12 protein-coding genes, 3 tRNA genes and 2 pseudogenes are annotated in these 17,177 nt (G+C 51.6%); 4 read left to right on the top strand and 13 right to left on the bottom strand.

Annotation, left to right across the window (positions count from 1 at the left end; genetic code table 11):
- Positions 1-180: 180 nt before the first annotated feature.
- Positions 181-399, bottom strand: a pseudogene (locus tag PG881_RS12390) (DUF6444 domain-containing protein); the annotation flags it as partial.
- 259 nt (positions 400-658) lie between these two features.
- Between PG881_RS12390 and PG881_RS12385 the strand changes: the two are divergent.
- The 4 genes from PG881_RS12385 (at position 659) to PG881_RS12370 (ending at position 6,794) form a co-directional block, all read left to right on the top strand.
- Complete coding sequence (locus tag PG881_RS12385) at positions 659-1,786, top strand: hypothetical protein (RefSeq protein ID WP_270800297.1); 1,128 nt, start codon at positions 659-661, stop codon at positions 1,784-1,786.
- A gap of 87 nt (positions 1,787-1,873) precedes the next feature.
- Positions 1,874-3,037, top strand: coding sequence for a site-specific integrase (locus PG881_RS12380; protein WP_270800295.1), 1,164 nt, complete (start codon positions 1,874-1,876; stop codon positions 3,035-3,037).
- Positions 3,038-3,390: 353 nt separating this feature from the next.
- Positions 3,391-3,846: a hypothetical protein gene (locus PG881_RS12375; RefSeq protein ID WP_270800293.1), complete on the top strand. Its 456-nt coding sequence runs from the start codon at positions 3,391-3,393 to the stop codon at positions 3,844-3,846.
- A 59-nt stretch (positions 3,847-3,905) separates the two neighbouring features.
- Complete coding sequence (locus PG881_RS12370) at positions 3,906-6,794, top strand: hypothetical protein (protein ID WP_270800287.1); 2,889 nt, start codon at positions 3,906-3,908, stop codon at positions 6,792-6,794.
- A 107-nt stretch (positions 6,795-6,901) separates the two neighbouring features.
- Here the strand turns inward: PG881_RS12370 and PG881_RS24040 are convergent, their stop codons facing one another.
- The 12 genes and pseudogenes from PG881_RS24040 to pgsA form a co-directional block, all read right to left on the bottom strand.
- Positions 6,902-8,248: a helicase-related protein gene (locus tag PG881_RS24040; RefSeq protein ID WP_418133783.1), complete on the bottom strand. Its 1,347-nt coding sequence runs from the start codon at positions 8,246-8,248 to the stop codon at positions 6,902-6,904.
- Positions 8,249-8,701: 453 nt separating this feature from the next.
- Positions 8,702-9,301: pseudogene (locus tag PG881_RS24035) on the bottom strand (DEAD/DEAH box helicase); the annotation flags it as partial.
- Positions 9,302-9,722: 421 nt separating this feature from the next.
- Positions 9,723-11,648, bottom strand: coding sequence for a hypothetical protein (locus PG881_RS12360; protein ID WP_270800282.1), 1,926 nt, complete (start codon positions 11,646-11,648; stop codon positions 9,723-9,725).
- A gap of 798 nt (positions 11,649-12,446) precedes the next feature.
- On the bottom strand, positions 12,447-12,866 hold the full coding sequence (locus PG881_RS12355) for a DUF2787 family protein (RefSeq protein ID WP_042014322.1): 420 nt from the start codon (positions 12,864-12,866) through the stop codon (positions 12,447-12,449).
- Between the two features lie 62 nt (positions 12,867-12,928).
- Positions 12,929-13,534, bottom strand: coding sequence for a hypothetical protein (locus PG881_RS12350; protein WP_106886410.1), 606 nt, complete (start codon positions 13,532-13,534; stop codon positions 12,929-12,931).
- 122 nt (positions 13,535-13,656) lie between these two features.
- Positions 13,657-13,959, bottom strand: a complete 303-nt coding sequence (locus PG881_RS12345) for a YkvA family protein (protein WP_025201450.1) — start codon at positions 13,957-13,959, stop codon at positions 13,657-13,659.
- Positions 13,952-14,308: a hypothetical protein gene (locus PG881_RS12340; protein ID WP_042014323.1), complete on the bottom strand. Its 357-nt coding sequence runs from the start codon at positions 14,306-14,308 to the stop codon at positions 13,952-13,954. The genes PG881_RS12345 and PG881_RS12340 overlap by 8 nt, the downstream gene beginning before the upstream one ends.
- A 147-nt stretch (positions 14,309-14,455) precedes the next feature.
- Positions 14,456-15,661, bottom strand: coding sequence for a tyrosine-type recombinase/integrase (locus PG881_RS12335; protein ID WP_270800275.1), 1,206 nt, complete (start codon positions 15,659-15,661; stop codon positions 14,456-14,458).
- Positions 15,662-16,012: 351 nt separating this feature from the next.
- Positions 16,013-16,099: transfer RNA gene (locus PG881_RS12330), tRNA-Leu, on the bottom strand.
- A gap of 41 nt (positions 16,100-16,140) precedes the next feature.
- Positions 16,141-16,214: transfer RNA gene (locus PG881_RS12325), tRNA-Cys, on the bottom strand.
- 34 nt (positions 16,215-16,248) lie between these two features.
- A tRNA-Gly gene (locus tag PG881_RS12320) sits at positions 16,249-16,324 on the bottom strand.
- 181 nt (positions 16,325-16,505) lie between these two features.
- On the bottom strand, positions 16,506-17,060 hold the full coding sequence (gene pgsA, locus PG881_RS12315; RefSeq protein ID WP_011706577.1) for a CDP-diacylglycerol--glycerol-3-phosphate 3-phosphatidyltransferase: 555 nt from the start codon (positions 17,058-17,060) through the stop codon (positions 16,506-16,508).
- Between the last annotated feature and the right edge of the window lie 117 nt (positions 17,061-17,177).

Raw genomic sequence — 17,177 nt, 5'->3', positions numbered from 1 at the left:
ACTCATGATGAACCCTGTTCCATGGCTCCAGATGACAAACATGATCTCATATCAGGGACTTGTTCGCACCTTCCCTATCCCTCTGGTTGGAGAGACCAACGAAGAAGCCCACCGTACTGGTGGGCCTAGATAATCAAGCGCTTGAAGATTCGGTCCATCGTGGAATTTGAGTCAAAAGAGGCCGGGTTGGGCTCCGCGCTTCTTGCCGGAAGCAGGCCGCTTGCGAACAGGCGGAACAACCTCAGGACCATCGCTTGAAGGCGGCTTGGAAGAGTTGCCACTGTTCTGTTTGAGGCGATCCTCCAGTTCGGCAACACTATCGAGGAGCTTGCCAATCAGTTCGTTGGCCTGCTCCTGGGTGGATGGTACGCCTGATGGAGGTATGGTGATTTTGCTCATAGATGCAGCGTGCCTGACGGACGGGATCAAGCAAGCAGGTAAGTGGGATCAAGAGACGATCGTCCCACTTTTTGTTGTGTCAACGCGGTCTCGGTGAACGCTTACGAACTAGGTGGATGTCCTGAGGGATGATTTAGGAAGCAACGTCATGGTAGCTGCTTACCCTTCAATGCTATACCAGCTCTTGCAGCGATTTGAGGATCATGGATAATCAGGAAAAATACTATTAGAAGCTGTTATTCTCACCTTAGGATTTTTTATGCAGCACAAATATCTAATTGATGATAACGACCCAGATATCGCATATGTTCTTGAAAATCACCCTGATTATTCACCTGATCTCGTATTTGACGTCACTGGCGATAACGTTACGTTAAAAAAGCAGTCCATATATATTTACTCTAAAAGTAAAACTTCTCGTCTAGAACAATACTACAACTTAGAGCTACTTAGTAAATACCTGCACTACCTTCATGCCGAAAGTGTTAAAAAGACTAATGTGCAGGCAAAAACTCTCGAAAATTTAATTTCTTTTTGCTTAAGCCTTTTTGGAAAAACTGACGTAAGAGAAAGTTTAACTGGAGAAACTAAACGCTTGTACGTTGCACTATTAGATGAGTTTGAAAAGTGCGACCAAGTTTATAAATCAACAACGGATGCCTATTATTATCCTGAGCATAATGAACTCACCGAATACGCAACAAACCTTTCCACCCTGCTGATATCACTCTTAGATAGAGTAGACATTCCCTCATATATTAAAATTAAAAGTGATCAAACAAAGAGAATGAAAATAAAAGCGCACTTTGCTCGAGGACTGTTTATTGAGCATGCGATTCGTGTGCTAGCTAAGATAGATGTAAACACTTCCACTGCCTACGCAATTGATAAAGCCGGGTTTATAGGAACGGTTTTTAGCATCGCAGCTTTCCAGGTTCTGACAAAAATCGCCGATGTTGGGAAACTTCAAGACCACAGGTCGCGGATTAAATCCCCTGATGCATATGCAATTTCAAACATGAGGAACGAGCGATTCCATGGAACAAAAATACCCAACAGTGCCGTTCGAACCATCACAAGAAACCTATACATCAAGTTAGTCATATATTATTTGGAAAGAAATTGGGATCACGTCTCCGCACTATACAGTACGCCGGGGAAGCCCTTTACATACACTATAAACAACCTATTACTTGTTTTGATAAGCATTTGTGATGATGTTTTTACTTGTCATGGTGCCCCACTAATCGACCCATCTACTAGACCGAAACTAGAAAGCCTTGCAACCAAGCATGAAAAAAGAGTGATGCTACGCACCCTTAATAAGATTATCGGAAAAGATGGACCGCTCCTGTCTGAGCCGACAAATAATGAGAATGCTACTTAACAAAAATAGCATTTCCTGAATGCATGTGATGTCAATGATGTAACCACCCCAATGACCTAGCATCCTCCTTTTTCTGAAGGAGGACCTATGTCCATTACTAATCTGAAACTGACAAAACGAGCACTTGAGACCCTACCACCGCCAGCCAATGGCAAGCAGCAGGTATATCGTGATGCTGACGTAAGGCAGCTATACGTGTACCGGTACGCTCTATCTACGTCTTTCGTCTTCGACACAACCCATCGTTACAAACGGGTCTTCGAGACCATTGGCCCCTATCCGCAGATCTCCATACAAGAGGCCAGGGATGAGGTACATGCGAGGCTCCATAAACTTGCCCGCAATACGTATCCCCTGGGGCAAAACAAAACCCTCCAAGAGATCTTTGAAACCGCCTACCTCGACGATCTGCAGCTGCATAAGCGCAATACGCAGTCAGAGCTGTCCAAGGTCAGAAAACACATTCTGCCAGAGTTTGGAAGCCGTCGTCTAAAAACACTGGATCGCCAAACCATTGTGGCCTTCCAAAGGCGACTTGCTGAACACCTCAAGCCTGCCACTGTGAACAAGATCTTGTCTGCCCTGTCGAGGATGCTGACCTTGGCCGTGGAGCACGGATACCTCTCTGTCTCACCGATGAATGGGTTACGGCAACTCAAGGAAAATAATGAACGCAAGCGGATCCTGAGCCTTGATGAACGGTCACGTTTTATCGATGCATGTTATGCCCAAAACTCGGAAGCAAGTCGGTCGCTATTACTGTCTCTCTACACAGGGATGCGAATTGGGGAGGTGTGCTCCATAGAACAAGCCCACTTGCACCTCGATGAGGCTTACCTGATCCTGCCTACGACCAAGAATGGATTACCTCACCAAGTGGCCCTGACGTCTCATGCCATCAGGCTCATCGAAACACAGCAATTACTGGTCAACAAACAGAGGTTTCTTTTCCCCTCCTCCCAATCCTCTTCAGGGTACATGAGCTACCCACGGCATGCCTTTCAGCGGATTTGTGCTACAGCAGGGATCAGTGACCTTTGCATTCATGATCTCCGCCGAACCTTTGCCACGGAACTGATGCTACAGACGGGTGACATTGCCATGGTTGCACAGGCCCTGAACCACTCATCACTACAGATGGCGATGCGATATCAGCAACGCACCACGACCCACTTACTCCCTCATATCAATGCCACTCAACAGCAATGGCTCTCTGAAGACATACCACTGCCCACAGCGTGTTGCAGTTGAGTTGCGCGGAACATCATTAAGACCCATTAGAAACCAAAACACACAAAATTCCGCAATGCATGTGTTGTCAATGCTTTGGGGGGTCAACTTCTGAATACTGCAATCCAGTCGCACGAACAGGCAAACGAGAGGTAGTGATGGACGGTGTACATATGTTGACACGAAGCGAGTTAGCGCTGCGGTGGCGCATCTCAAAAAGCTGGCTGGACAAGCAAATGATCATCGCACCCGAGACACTACCCGCATTTGTCACCATCGGGCGGCAAACCCGGTTCCCACTAAGTGAAGTGGAGAAGTGGGAACGTAAACAACTGCAAAACCTAAATTAACAACCCTAACTACAGGAGGCTCTCATGAGCACAAATAGCACTCAACACACCGCTACCTATCAAATCGTAGGTGCATTCATCAAAGTGAACGATGGTTTGACGAACCTCGGCACGATCAGCCGCGTTGCACACATGCAGCTCAATGATCCCGACCAGCCACATGCGCTGATGGCATGGTCCGACAGCAACTCATACCCGGCCATTATGTACAGGAGCAGTGACCGACAAGAAATCGAGGAGCGCTTCAAAGAGGTCTCTAGTCTCGTGCTCAAGCGAAAGAAGCGCAAGTTCATCCGAACCAAGAAGTTACTGGTCGCAACAGACCTGATTGCCGGTTGCACCCCGATCGTAAAAGACGCCAATGTCTGGATCAGTATTTCCCTTCTGTTGCCGGACACCAAGCCCCTGTGGGTTACATGCGACTCTAAAGAAGAACTTGATGAGGACATGGAGGCTATCGAACGCCAGCTAAGCGCCTAACCGTATTCCTCTTCAATAAAGGGTCTCCAAGGAGGCCCTTTTTTTACGAGCCAACACACATGAAAAGACAAGAAAAACCTACACATAATGCTGGAGACACGGCGGTGAGCTTTCCCTACGCAGATACCGACCTGCTGCCGGAGCTTAATAACAGCCCCCTTCCCGATGACTACGGCATGCTCAACGACGAGCAACACCAGAGTGCATTGGCGCTCGCGATTGAAAGCGCACTCGACCCCTGCCAGTACATGAATGCTCCCTCACGCCTTCCTGACTGGATGATAGATGGCCTGAGTTCTGATGTGATTGCGGGAGACCCCGACATACCTGATTACCTGCTACCCGTGCAGGAGAATTCTACCAACAAGGCACTGCGGTTACGCACTCAGCATTATCTCAAACCGGGAGAGACAGTAACCCCGGCCAAAGGGGCTAGGCTCCATATCGGCATAGACAGCGAATACGTTTACAATCCCGCGACAAAGCGTAACGACATTCTCTCCTACCAGTTCTTTGCTATGACAGAGAAAGGAGAACATTCAGACATCATTTACCCCGCATCCAATCGGACATCTGATCGCCTGAGTTTCGATAAATTCCTCGGCCACATCGTAGTGGTATGTAAGGAAAAAGGGATACTCACGGAGTGGCCCAAACATGTCTTTGTGTATGCCCATTTCCTAAGAGCAGACCTTGCCTCATTTGGCGACTTCTGGCGGTTCAAAACCCAGGTTAATGGCATTCGCCGAACAGTGGCGTCAGTAAACAATGCCTATGGCATCGATCTTGAGAACGTCTTGCACCGTCAAGCAAAACCGGCCCCGCTGATTTTGCGAGACAAGCAGCGTAAAGCACAAAGAACCTTGATCACCTTTGTCGATACTATGTTACACACCCCTGGTGGTGCGGGCCTTGCAGCCGTTGGTGAACTCATTGGCTTACCCAAATTGTCTCTCCCTGCGGGTCAGTCTATTGATCGCATGGATGAACTACTTGCCAGCAACAAGGCAGCCTTTGAAGCTTATGCCCTGCGCGATGCCGAAATTGCAGTCAAATATGGCCTTCAACTCCATGCATTCGCTAAGACACTGGGGCTTTCATCCCTGCCAAAGACGATTGGAGGCTGTGCCACATCGGTGTTCCTGAAACATCTGCGCGAAACGGGCCAAGACCGGGATCAGCTATTTGGAACTCATGAGGTGGTGCAAACTGGATGGAACAAGAATGCATCCAGACCTGTGACCAAGAAGGCCCGGGAAATGGCCCCTGAAGCAAAGCTATTCGAGGGTTTTGCCATCGATTGCTACCACGGTGGACGAAATGAATGCTTTTGGGGTGGCCCGACCCCACTATCGCTCTTCAACGATTTTGACCTCAGCGGAGCCTATACCACAGGGCTTGTTGACCTTTTTCCCCTTGATTATGAGCGAGGGCGAATGACCACCAACACAGCCGAGTTCTGTGGCCATGTCTTTGGTCTTGCTCGCGTTAAATATAGATTTCCATACGGGACACGTTATCCCAGCCTACCGGTGCGTACTGAAATTGGCCTGCTGTTTCCCCTCACTGGTGAATCTTTCTGTACCGCACCAGAGATCGAGGTCGCACTCCGCATGGGTTGCCAGATTGAGATACATCAGGGTGTCATCATCCCTTGGGCAGATACGACGCAGCGCCTGTTTGAGCCCTTTGTCTCGCAGGTTCGGGAAAAACGCCAATCGTATGTGAAGAAATCCTTCGAAGAGCTGCTTTGGAAAGAAATTGGTAACTCTCTCTATGGCAAGCTGGCACAAGGTCTGAGGGGCAAGTCAGCCTTCGATACATCCAGTGGATTGAGCAAGCCCATTGAGCGCTCCGCCATCACCAACGCATTCTTTGCCGCGCATACGACCGGCCTGATCCGTGCCGTACTCGGAGAAGTCTTGGCCTCCATCCCCGCTCACCGAACAGTGGTGAGCGTCACGACAGATGGCTTCCTCACCGATGCTACATATGACGAACTTGTGTTGACTGGCCCGATATGCCGCCGCTTTCAGGAACTGGGCGAGCGACTGGATGGCCCTGGCTTTCGGATGCTGGAGCAAAAACATCAGGTTAAACAGGTCATCGCGATGAAGACTCGTGGTCAACTCACCTCAGAAGGCGTTGAGGGTCAGCCCCAGATCCTGGCCAAGGCTGGGGTTAAGCCCCCCTGCACTAAGGAGCTGCATCAGGCGTACATGCTTGACCTGTATCTGAATCGTGCCCCCGGCCAAAAAGTCGATAGTGACCATTTAATATCTACGACTGAAATGTGGATCAATGAACGCGATCTCGTATCCGTGAGCAGGTCAAAGACCCTGAATCTTGAGTTCGACTTCAAGCGGCAACCCATGCTGCCATCAATGCAGAGTGTGCTAGGCACCGAGCATATTTGTTTTGATACACGCCCCTGGTCGACGGTAGCTGCCGCTATGGAGCAACGTGTGGTATTCGATAACTGGCGGCGAACGAACTGCCTGAAGACCCTCAATGACTGGGAGAGCTGGGAGGATTACTTCGTCTGCAAGACGTCGATAAAAGGATTGCCAATGCGTGTGACGGATGAAGGTTCGCTTGGCATCCTAAAGCGGGTTTTCCTGCGTGCTTATACCCAGTCCGCTTTCGGTATGACGAAAACGATGGGGTACGATGAGCTGGCCGAATGGCTGACCATCAATGGCTGCCCAACCAGTGTTGATGACTGTAAGTCCGCCAAACGCGCCAAGCTGGTCGGGCAGTGTGTACCGGTGACGACACGCACCGTCCGCCTGGTGCGGGTGATCCTGCAAGAGTGTCCGGGGTTAGATCTGGGGGCGATGTTCAAGCCCGAGGACATACTTCAGCTCCAAGACAGACTGAACAGAGCCAAGGCAAGGATGGCGCAAATCACGCAGGATGCGCCGAGCCATGAAATGATAACTGATTGATTTATATATTAATATCTGGCTGGTGTAATAAAGCGATTGGGGAAACAACATAGTGGTTGCTTCCCCCTTCTCTTTACGTGGCACTGATAAGATGCACTACAGATTCCTTAAATCGTCCAGCCGGCGCTGGCCCATTGCAGGCTTTCCGGAATTATGTAGCGGTTACTGACATTGGCGAGCCGTTGATTGACGGCACTTTCAGCATCTGCAAACAGCGCCTTGCAGTGCTCTGACATCGGTTTTAGCTCGGCAGGTTGCGCTGGCTGCAGCAACCACTGCCCAATGGCTTCGGTATTCAACTGCGCGCCCCCCTCATTGACCTGAATGGTCACGAACTCCTGGCGCATACGTTTTCCCTGCAATCCTTGCCAGCGCAGCATGGCACCAAACAGCGCTCCTTCACCTAGCTCATCTCCCTGCACCACTGCAGCCAGGCCACCAAAGTCGTAGTCACGTGCCTTGTTGAGCAGGTACTGCATGAGTGGCGAGTTGAGATCGAGCATTTGGGTATCCGGCCGATGGGCCGCTAGCTCGCGATCCAGGGTGACATCCATACGCGGTGACGCCTTGGACGACATGCCTAGCTCGCGCATCACTAGCTCCGGCAAGCGGATACGCAGCATCTTGCTCTTGTGGGTGCGTTCGACGACGTCTATACCTAGCTGATAACACATACCCAGCACGAAGCTGAGCAGGTGTTCTTGAGTGATTTCCAGCTCATCACGCAACTCGTTAGCATCACTTCTGGCCGCATACTCGAACAGTTCACGCTGCTTGGCGATTGCTGTATGCGCTTGGTGCAGGGCTTCATCAATGCGCTCGCGAGTGCGCTCGATCCCCTGCAGTGTGGCCGCCTGCAGGATATCCTCGACATCAATGAGCTCAGCCAGTTCCCCGAGGATCTCGTCTTTCAGGCCCTCGTTGAATTCATCTTTCTGTACCACAGCCATGTCATGAACCACAGAGTCGATGCGGTCGTACAACAGGTCGATGATCTGCTGATCCATGGTGTCAGGCTGGTGGATGTTGAAGACCACTACCTTTTTCTTCTGGCCGTAGCGATAGAGGCGACCGATCCGCTGAACTAGACGCATGGGGTTCCAGGGTAGATCGAAGTTAATCATGATATGGCATTGTCGCTGCAGGTTGATACCTTCGCCACCGGCCTCGGTGGAGATCAAGAACTGGCCTTGATCCTCAAATCGGGTAATGGCCTCTCGGCGCTCAGTATGCCCCATCGAGCCATTTATAAGCTCGACTTTGTCTGCGCCGAAATGACACCGCAAGGTCTCGCACAGGTAATCTTGTGTCGTGCGGTACTCGGTGAAGATCAACACCTTTTCTACGGGGTTGGCTGCAAGAATCTTGCGGATGACCTCATCGATGAAGAGCTGGAGTTTGCGGTCGTTATGCTTGAGCTGTTCAGCTTCCTCGATCAGATCATTTAGCAGCATAATTTCCCCGGCGAAGAACTCCTTGGCGTTTGTTGCCAGCTGCTCTTCCCATTCGCCGAAGTAGCGCTCGTCGACCGGCTCATCTGTTCCATGCTCGCCGTTGAGTTTCTTTTCCAAGCGAGCCAGGCGATTGCAGAGCGCGTTGAGGATTGCCGCCGAGCTGGATGCAGCCAGCTTGCGATAGACCGTCATCACGAAGCCGATAGCGTTACCTGTGCGCCCCATCTCCACACTAGCTGCGTAGCCACGGCGTAAGTAATCCTGCAGGCCCTTATCAAAAGTCTGTGATTCCTCGCTAGCAGGCACTTTCATCGCGCGCGTGATCTTCCCTTGGAAGATGAAGTTACCCTCAGCATCGGTCACATCCGCTTTGTGGTTGCGGTAGACCATGTCATGGAGGATTTCCGGTTTGAGGTTGAGCATCAGCAGCTCGCGACGACGCTTGGGACGCAACAGTTCGAGCAAGGCGATGAACTTGTCCTGCATGCCCTGGTGAGGCGTGGCACTAAGCAGCAACATATGCTCAGTTTTTCCGCGCAGACTGGCTGCCAACGAGTAACGATCAGAACTGTCGAGCTTTTGCCCGTACTGGCGGCGACTGAGGCGATGCCCTTCATCGAAAATGATCAGGTCCCAATCCTCGGCCTGCAGCAGACTTGCCAAGTGGTCTTCCTGCTTGAAGCGATCCATGGAGCCGATCACGTGGTCATGCATCTTCCACTGACGCGGCTCGTTGATGGAGAAGTCTTCTCCGTAGATCTCGAACTCATCCAGCTTGAACTTGTCGTAGAGCTCCTCCTGCCATTGTTTGGTCAGCCCAGCTGGAGTTATCAGCAGAACCCGCTTGATCTGTCGACGCTGATGCAAGGCATGCAAGAGCATGCCGGTTTCGATGGTTTTACCGAGCCCCACGTCATCGGCAATCAGCCAGTTGAAATTGCCTGAGGCCAAGATGTGGTGAACCAAGTTGATCTGGTGTGGTAAGGGCTCGATATCCAGATGCGAGAGCGCCCCTGTGTTCTCGTTCCAGGTCTCGATGGCATGCGCGAGCATGCGCAAGCGCATGCGCTCTGCATCCAGTTCCTTGCCTGTGGCTGCTGTGATAAAGCGGTGCTTGGCGCCTTTCACTTGGCGCAGGTGCTGATAGGGCAACCAGTGCCGCTCTCCACTCTCCGGAAAATCGACCAGCACTTGCTGAGAGCCCGCCAGGATACGCTGCTGCATGATGCTGCCAATACCCAGCGAGCGCACACCTGTACCGGGAGTCGCATCCTGAACATCCATGCCGTTCTGGAAACCAGAGCCAACCAAGCTGGCGTCAACCATGCCTTGGGAGCGCTCAGGCATGAACCAACTCACCTGCAATTGGGAGCCACTGTCTCCGTGAGCCATCTTGACCATGCCGTAACGGTACTTTTCGCCGCTGGGCAGGGGTTGGCTAACCCAGCAGCCGGTAACATGGGTAAGACTTTGATCAGACATCGATTGAGATCTCCTTGCTCGTTTGCGTGGCCATTGAATACGCATCTACAGGAATGGGCTTGTCACTCGCATAGCAGCTAGGTTCCTGGGGGTGTTTGGTTTGAAACACACCGTAAGCACGTAGCTTGGTTGTCTGTTCGATCACCAGCAGATCACTAATCCCAAGGTCGCTGTACTCCTCGACAGGTAATTCATGAGGACTGCAAAAGTTGAATGGCAGACTGGCGGGTAAACAGCCAGGTAGGTTACAAATCCGAAACCAGAGGAAACGGTTGAACGAGCGGAATGCTCGACGGAGGCTAGACCTGTCGTACCAGTACTCAAACAACGATTCGATGAACTGCTCGATTTCCTCTATTTGCGGCAATGATTCAAAGGCTCGAATCAGCATCAAGGCTGTCGGCCATGACATAACATACTGTGACAAGTTGCTTGAACCGTTCCTGTCATAGGCAATCCAGTAGTAGTCATTCTCAGCCCAAAGTGCTTTCACATGAGCAGCCAGGATCAGCTCATCTGGGCTCATACCTTTGTCAATTTCTCGCTCCAATGCTAGCCGAGTGGCACCCCACCCGTTCATCACAAAAATCTGCTGAACTAAGGGAAGCATCGATAATGACCAGCCCGCTCGGCTAATCAGCTCTACTGCTTTCTGCAGAGCTCGATCTTCACGGCTAAGTCTTTCATCAAACAGCTCAGTATCAGAATCGAAGCTACCTTGGCTGTCATACACGTCGTCGGGATCAAAGGCATAAGCCGCAAATTCGTCGTCATTTTGGTCATCATGAATGTCAAGTTCATCAGCTACACCAAAATAGAGATCATCCTGCTCGACCAATATCTCATCATTGTCGAAGAAGTCATCCTCAGGCTCATAACTATCAGGCTGATTGACTTGATACCCTTCAAAATCGAGGGCGAATTCATGTGGATCGCAAAAATCTATACCACCAACCAACTCTTGAATATGGCTATCGCTGTAGTAGCTCTCTGAACCAGAAGGCCACTGATAATCAATTATTGCTTCCTTAGGTGTCTGAGGCAGTTGAGGGATTGCTTCACAGAGAACGTCGTCCACCGTTACAGATACCTGTGTTGAGTGTGACGGGACTACTTTGAAGTGGGGGGCATGGCTCACTAAGGTCTTGGGCCCCTGCGCCGTTGACGCCACATCCACAGGCTTACATGTACGAGCTAAGGATAGGGTTTCGCGCTCATTGGCAGAAATAACTCGCGTATCCTCAGTTACTGACAATGGAACCGGCAAAATAACCGTTTCATAGACTTCGTCCCGCAAACAGGGGAAGGGGTCTAGCCCGACAAAAACACTGGCATCAGCGGTAATGTATTCCAAATCAGTAGCTGTGATCGTCTCATCATCCCTCTCTGAGACGACATCGACTTCTGGAGACAGATCAAGAAAGGCGCTCTGTTGCCTTTTCGCCAGAAAAGCCTGTTGCATCAAAGCCGCCGCCTGCTTTGGACGGCTCTGTAGTATGTAGACTCGTCCTAAGAGATCTAGCAGCTCAGGATCTTCGTTTTCAGCAAGTTCTTCTTCAAGCAACTCTTCTGCGGCAACTAGCTTTCCGGAGCTCACCAGGACGTTGACTGATTGAAGCAGTTGTTCACGGTTGCGGGTTTTGTGAGCTGGCAAATGAGCAGCCTTGTGACGATCGCATAGGCTTTTCAGCTCAAGATTTCTAATAATGTCTAGTAGATCCGGATGGTCTCGCAGAATATCGCAGGCCACAATCTTGGCCTGATCCAGTTGCCAATCATCTAGGGTCTGACCACGCGAGTACAACTCATTATCGGTTGTACGCTCCTTCAACAGATCCAGAACATGTTTTTCCGACTCTGTGCTGCCACGTTGAGCCAGCAAGTCCCTCAGGCTATGCAGCAGGTCTTCCCAATCCATCAACAACTCCAAATGACCCTTAGCCTTATGGACAATGCAAACCTCAGTCTATGGACCGCTCTTGTTATCCGTTCGAAACAGACTATGGCAATTCTGTGGTCTCCAGTAGCCAGATACCGAGCAGTGCCACACGTATTTACGTTGGCGGATGCCATATAGTATGAGCGCCCCAAACACGCTTCATACTTATGCAATGCAATGCAATGCAATGCAATGCACGATCTCGTTGCTCTAATGTGGCAATCAACGCTGCCATCCTGGCTGTCGCTACCAGATTGCTCAGACCTCAGGTTGTGACAAACACTAACTCATGATGCGAGGGAGTCCTACCTTATCACCTCATTGAGCTGATGGACATTTGCGGCCATCACACAATGAGAAGATGCTCGAACTTTCTTTGTTGTCGACGTTCAATGGACAGAGACGCTTTGGGACTGACTGCGCAGCCGCCCCCTGTTGCATAAGATGATGACCACATAACTAACTGATAATTAATGTAAATCAGGCTTGGTGGAATAACGCTATTGGGGATACACACATATCTGTCTTTCTCCCTCCCCGCCGATGACAAAAAAACAAGCCTCCCAGCCACAGGCCGGGGGATACTTGTTTTGGGGATGGTGGCTGAGAGAGACACCTGAAGCAGCCGAAGGATGGACTAACCTACTGAGCCGCTGACCGGTTTCGTGTTGGGTTAGTCCATGGCTCTTTGCCCCGCATGGAAAGGTAAACACAGCAGCACCGCTGCCAGAACCAAACCGCCGCTGATTCCTGTTCCTCTCCTGTCCGGTGCGACGGTTACGCAGCCACTGAGACGGTAAACACGCCCATCTGGTAGTAACTGACGAAGTTCGACTCCCACATCGTATAGAGCTCCCTGGCCGACGCGGGTCCCATCTGGCCGTAACGGAGCAGGTAGTATTCTTCGCTCAAAAAGTTGAAGTCGATCTCTTTGACCAGCTCCGCCATATCCTCCGGCCCCTGATAGCTAAAGTCCGTCACGTAATCGAACTGCCACTGGTCTTTACGCTTTAGCAGCCGTATTTCTACCGGATGGAACCCACCACGAACCGGGCCGTAATCCGGGTCTCGGAAGTTGAAGACCAGACTGGATTTTCCCTTCAGCACCATTCCAGATCTAACCAGTTCCTGATCCAGAATACTCATCAACGCCTGACTGACAGGCAGGGCAAAATCGCCCGCAAATGGGATCGTCATAATCACCTCAGATTGGTTGTTTGGGGGGGCTCACCCTTGGGCAGGTGAGCACTATGCAGGGGTTATTCGATGGTAGAAGTTACGGTACAGAGCTCATTGGTTAGCGAACCCAAGCGCTCAAGGTAATCAGGCACCAGTTCGTGCAGCATCGGATTGCCGTCTGCCTTCTGGATCAACTTCAGACCATCCGAACGCAGAATGGCTGATAAGAATCCGGCGTTATTGGCGCTGCCACCATTAAACAGTCGCTTCATGACGCTGGATTTAAACGGCTTGTCTGCGGGCAAGGAGCGCAACACATCGTCAATCGCCGACAGCGCAATCCACTCCTTGCTATGCAGACCCCCACCCTGATTGCCTGTAATTTTCAGGAACAGCTCGCCACTCTCTTCATGACGACCGATGGCATAGAAAATCAGCCCTTCTGATCGGGCACTGAGTTTCTCGGCGGTATGGTTGAGCAAGGCGTGTATGGGGGCAGGACCGCCGGGCACGGAGTCTGCGGTGTCGCCGGGTCCAGGCCTGGCCTTGTCGGCGTCAGCCGCAAGGGCTGGCGAGAGAGGCTCGGCGCAGCCGCTTGCTCCAGATGTGAGAGGGCTCTCGTCGGCTGGCGTGGTGCTGGCGGGTTTAGGGGTCTCTTCAACGCGGTGTTTACGGGGTCTTGCCATGATAGTTTCCTTACAACGTCGTTAGATAACCGGAGATTGCGATCTCCAGTTCATCGGTAGATGGGTCATAGATAAAGGGTCATAGAAAACGCGATAGCGCGATAGGACCGACTCCATCACTGTCACAGTGATCTCATCCGATCCTTGGCAGATTGACGGTGATGTGACTTAACCGGTAATGCGGCTAATGCCGAGGTGATGACTGATAAGTCATCCAGATAACCGGCAAATGGAATGGGGTCTGGTACCACGTCGAACGGGTTTACCAGATAAGCCAGCGCACCGATGATGAGCGCATAGCACCAGACCGGCAGATCGCCATCCGTGAGCAGGACATACAAGAGCACGGCCTTCTCCAGCAGCTCCTTAATCCCCTTGATCTCTTTTAACTTGCGCATGATGTCGCTATGGCTGGGATTACTCATGGTGCATCACCTCCAGGGTGGGAAGCAGCGGTGCATTTGAGTGGATCAGCAGGTAAATCCCCGCCCCCTCATCGTTGAGAATGGCCAGCAGCAGGCGCCAGTCTTCGGATATGGCGAATTCTTGCTCCGGGTAACGCAAACCGAACATCACCTGATTCTGGGTATGCTGTGGCATGGCCTGGAACTCATTCACCGAGTCCGTCATCTCGATAATGACCAGACTACAACCGGTCGTGTCCCAGAATGCCCTCGCCTCCTCTACTGATGAAAAGGGCTCGATAATTTGCTCCATGACCAGTGAGTAAATGTCCGGGTAGGCCGCGAGCAATGTCTCCTCCGGCCATTCCATACAAGTTTTCATCGTGTTTCTCTCCAACTAAAAGGCCCTTAAGCTCAGATGAACTTAAGGGCCTGGGAACTGTGACATGTGGACCAACAGCCGATGTGACAGCGCTGTCTGGTTATTAATATCTGTTTATAAACAATACCTTTTCGGTCACTCCGCCTGGATCATAGACGAGAGACCTTCGCTGATATTGCGACTGCGCTCAGAGGTCAGCTTTGCATACCGCTGGGAGGATTGAATGCTGGCGTGGGCTAGTTGTGCCTTGACGTCATACAGGCTGTATTGCCCGGAAGAGACCAAGGCACTGGCGACCGAATGGCGAGCTGTATGGAAGCAGACCTCATCGCGGTCTTCGATACCGGCTTTCTGCAACACCCGTTCATAGGCACATCTGGGTTCACCGATGGGCTTGCCCTGACATCGAATATGCTGGCTCGCGAATACATAGGGATTACCGGCTATTCTGGGGAGCTTCTCCAGAATATCGATAGCCAATGTGCTCAGGTAAATGATCCGGCTCTTGCCATTCTTGGTCAGGGGTACGAACAGCGTCTTATCCTCCCAGTTCACATGTTCCCATTTAGCGAGTAACACCTCTGACTTTCTCGCCCCCGTCAGGTAGAGCATCGCGATGAAGCTGCCTGCGGCTTGATTGCGATCCTGCAATGCCACCTCAATGACCCGTTTCATCTCTTCAATCGATAGGAAACGCGTCCTGGCATTGTCCTCCTTCAACAGCTTGATCTTGGCCGCCTCGTTGGTGTCCAGAATGCCCCAGCGCACCGCATAGCTGCCCATGGTCTTTAACTGGGCCAATACCCTGTTGGCGGTACTCGGCGCGTAGGCCGTCTGCTGAGGGTTGTTAGGGTGAACCATCTCCGATTGCAACTGCAGGACATCCATCGCCTTGAGCTGTCGGTAACGCATGGCCCCAAAGCGTGGTTCTATGTTGTGTTTGAACCGCTGAATGTCACTGTTGATCGACCGCTTGCCGATGGTCTTGAGGTGCGGCAAAAAGGTCTGCCAGAAGAACTCCGAAAGGGTGGGCTCAGTTTTGTAGCTATCCCGCTCTGCTACCGGGTCGATGCCTTCTGCCAGCATCGCCTTGTACTTGCGGGCAATGGTCCTGGCTTGGCTCACATCGATATCGCCGAATCGTCCCAAAGCGATGCTGCGCTTCTTGCCCTGGAGGGTATAGCGCAGTAGGAAACGCTTACTGCCCTGGCTTTTTCCTGACAAGAGTTTTAAGCCAATGAGCTCTGTATCGGAGAACTCCAGTTCAGTAGCGCCTGCGTCTCGTTGTTGTGCGGGCAAAGCCTTGATGGCTGCATTGGTAAAGCGAAATTTGGTCTGCATAGATACCTCCGATGATGGGTTAGATCATGGGATTAATATCTGTTTCAAAGAGGATTCAATGCGGGTTTAGGAGGGGGTGAAGCGGAAGGGGTAACGGTGAGCGGCACTTGTGTCAGCACCAGAGACAGACCCCGGAAAGGCCCGGAGCGCAGGCTAACCACGTGTCCTTGGCTATGTTGGGGCGAAGCGCAGGTTGTTCGCAACAAGTCGCAGGAAGTAGTAAGTCGCTTAGACAAGAAATGGACAAGAAAGGAAAAGTTGGAGAGAAATCTTGGAGAGAGTTAAAAACAAAAACGACGCAATAAAGCGTCGTATCTGTTTAATCTGAAAGGCTTTTTTCTTTAATCTTAATGGTGCCCGAGGCCGGAATCGAACCGGCACGACGCGAACGTCGAGGGATTTTAAATCCCTTGTGTCTACCGATTTCACCACTCGGGCACCGTAATCGGTATCAAGCTCGCGCCGCGGGCTTGTCAATATGGAGGCACGTTCCGGAGTCGAACCGGACTAAACGGATTTGCAATCCGCTGCATAACCGCTTTGCTAACGCGCCATGCAAAAGAGAGAAGCTCTCTATTGTCTGAATTTGGAGCGGGAAACGAGACTCGAACTCGCGACCCCGACCTTGGCAAGGTCGTGCTCTACCAACTGAGCTATTCCCGCAATGGTCTGGCTGACTGCCTGACTACGAGGACGCATTCTAGCGATGTTCCTCGCCCAGTCAACCAAAAATGTTTAATACCCTGATCGTTCGAGTGTTTTTTGCCCTTTTCCTGCATTTTCAACGTTCACGACCGTTTCCCTGCCCCAAGTGCGGGGAAACGGTGCTTAGTACAAACGCAGACTAGAAGCGGGAGTGGTAGGTCAGATCGCCCCAGGCGGCTTTCATGTACTGGAACATGGACCAGAAGGTGAGCACGGTGGCCACATAGAGCAGCACATAGGCCAGCCACACCATCCAGATGTCGTACTGCCAGATGAGACCGGTGAGCGACACCATCTGGATCATGGTCTTCCATTTGCCAATCCAGCTGACCGCCACCGAGGAGCGCTTGCCAAGCTCGGCCATCCACTCGCGCAGGGCGGAGATGATGATCTCGCGGCCAATCATGGTCATGGCAGGAATGGTCACCCAGATGGTGTTGTAGTGCTCGACGATCACCACCAGCGCCGCCGCCACCATGATCTTGTCGGCCACCGGATCGAGGAAAGCGCCGAAGGCAGTGGACTGGTTCAGCTTGCGGGCAAGGTAGCCGTCAAACCAGTCAGTCGCCGCCGCCAGGATGAAGACGATGGCCGCCGCCAGATAGGACCACTGATAGGGAAGGTAGAACAGGATGACGAAGACGGGGATGAGCAAGATCCGAAAAAACGTCAGCAGATTAGGAATATTTGTCATTATTTTCAGCCACTTCTTGTATGCCGCTACATGGTAGCCCCAAGCCGATCACGGATGCAACCGGACAGGCGCCCGCCTTGGTCTATGAATCCATCAACAACCTCAGGATGCGGGCCA

Source organism: Aeromonas sp. QDB54 (genome assembly GCF_027707385.1).
GTDB classification, from domain to species: Bacteria; Pseudomonadota; Gammaproteobacteria; order Enterobacterales; family Aeromonadaceae; genus Aeromonas; species Aeromonas hydrophila.
Note: the sequence above shows the minus strand (reverse complement) of the source record. Positions and strands in the feature narration are given on the sequence as shown.

Bases quoted from the DNA above. Each gene is read 5' to 3' on its own strand.
- PG881_RS12360 (WP_270800282.1), bottom strand. From the start codon at position 11,648: ATGGATTGGGAAGACCTGCTGCATAGCCTGAGGGACTTGCTGGCTCAA.
- PG881_RS12350 (WP_106886410.1), bottom strand. From the start codon at position 13,534: ATGGCAAGACCCCGTAAACACCGCGTTGAAGAGACCCCTAAACCCGCC.
- PG881_RS24040 (WP_418133783.1), bottom strand. From the start codon at position 8,248: ATGCTGCTAAATGATCTGATCGAGGAAGCTGAACAGCTCAAGCATAAC.
- PG881_RS12375 (WP_270800293.1), top strand. From the start codon at position 3,391: ATGAGCACAAATAGCACTCAACACACCGCTACCTATCAAATCGTAGGT.
- PG881_RS12380 (WP_270800295.1), top strand. From the start codon at position 1,874: ATGTCCATTACTAATCTGAAACTGACAAAACGAGCACTTGAGACCCTA.
- PG881_RS12345 (WP_025201450.1), bottom strand. From the start codon at position 13,959: ATGAGTAATCCCAGCCATAGCGACATCATGCGCAAGTTAAAAGAGATC.
- PG881_RS12355 (WP_042014322.1), bottom strand. From the start codon at position 12,866: ATGACGATCCCATTTGCGGGCGATTTTGCCCTGCCTGTCAGTCAGGCG.
- PG881_RS12340 (WP_042014323.1), bottom strand. From the start codon at position 14,308: ATGGAATGGCCGGAGGAGACATTGCTCGCGGCCTACCCGGACATTTAC.
- PG881_RS12385 (WP_270800297.1), top strand. From the start codon at position 659: ATGCAGCACAAATATCTAATTGATGATAACGACCCAGATATCGCATAT.
- PG881_RS12335 (WP_270800275.1), bottom strand. From the start codon at position 15,661: ATGCAGACCAAATTTCGCTTTACCAATGCAGCCATCAAGGCTTTGCCC.
- PG881_RS12370 (WP_270800287.1), top strand. From the start codon at position 3,906: ATGAAAAGACAAGAAAAACCTACACATAATGCTGGAGACACGGCGGTG.
- pgsA (WP_011706577.1), bottom strand. From the start codon at position 17,060: ATGACAAATATTCCTAATCTGCTGACGTTTTTTCGGATCTTGCTCATC.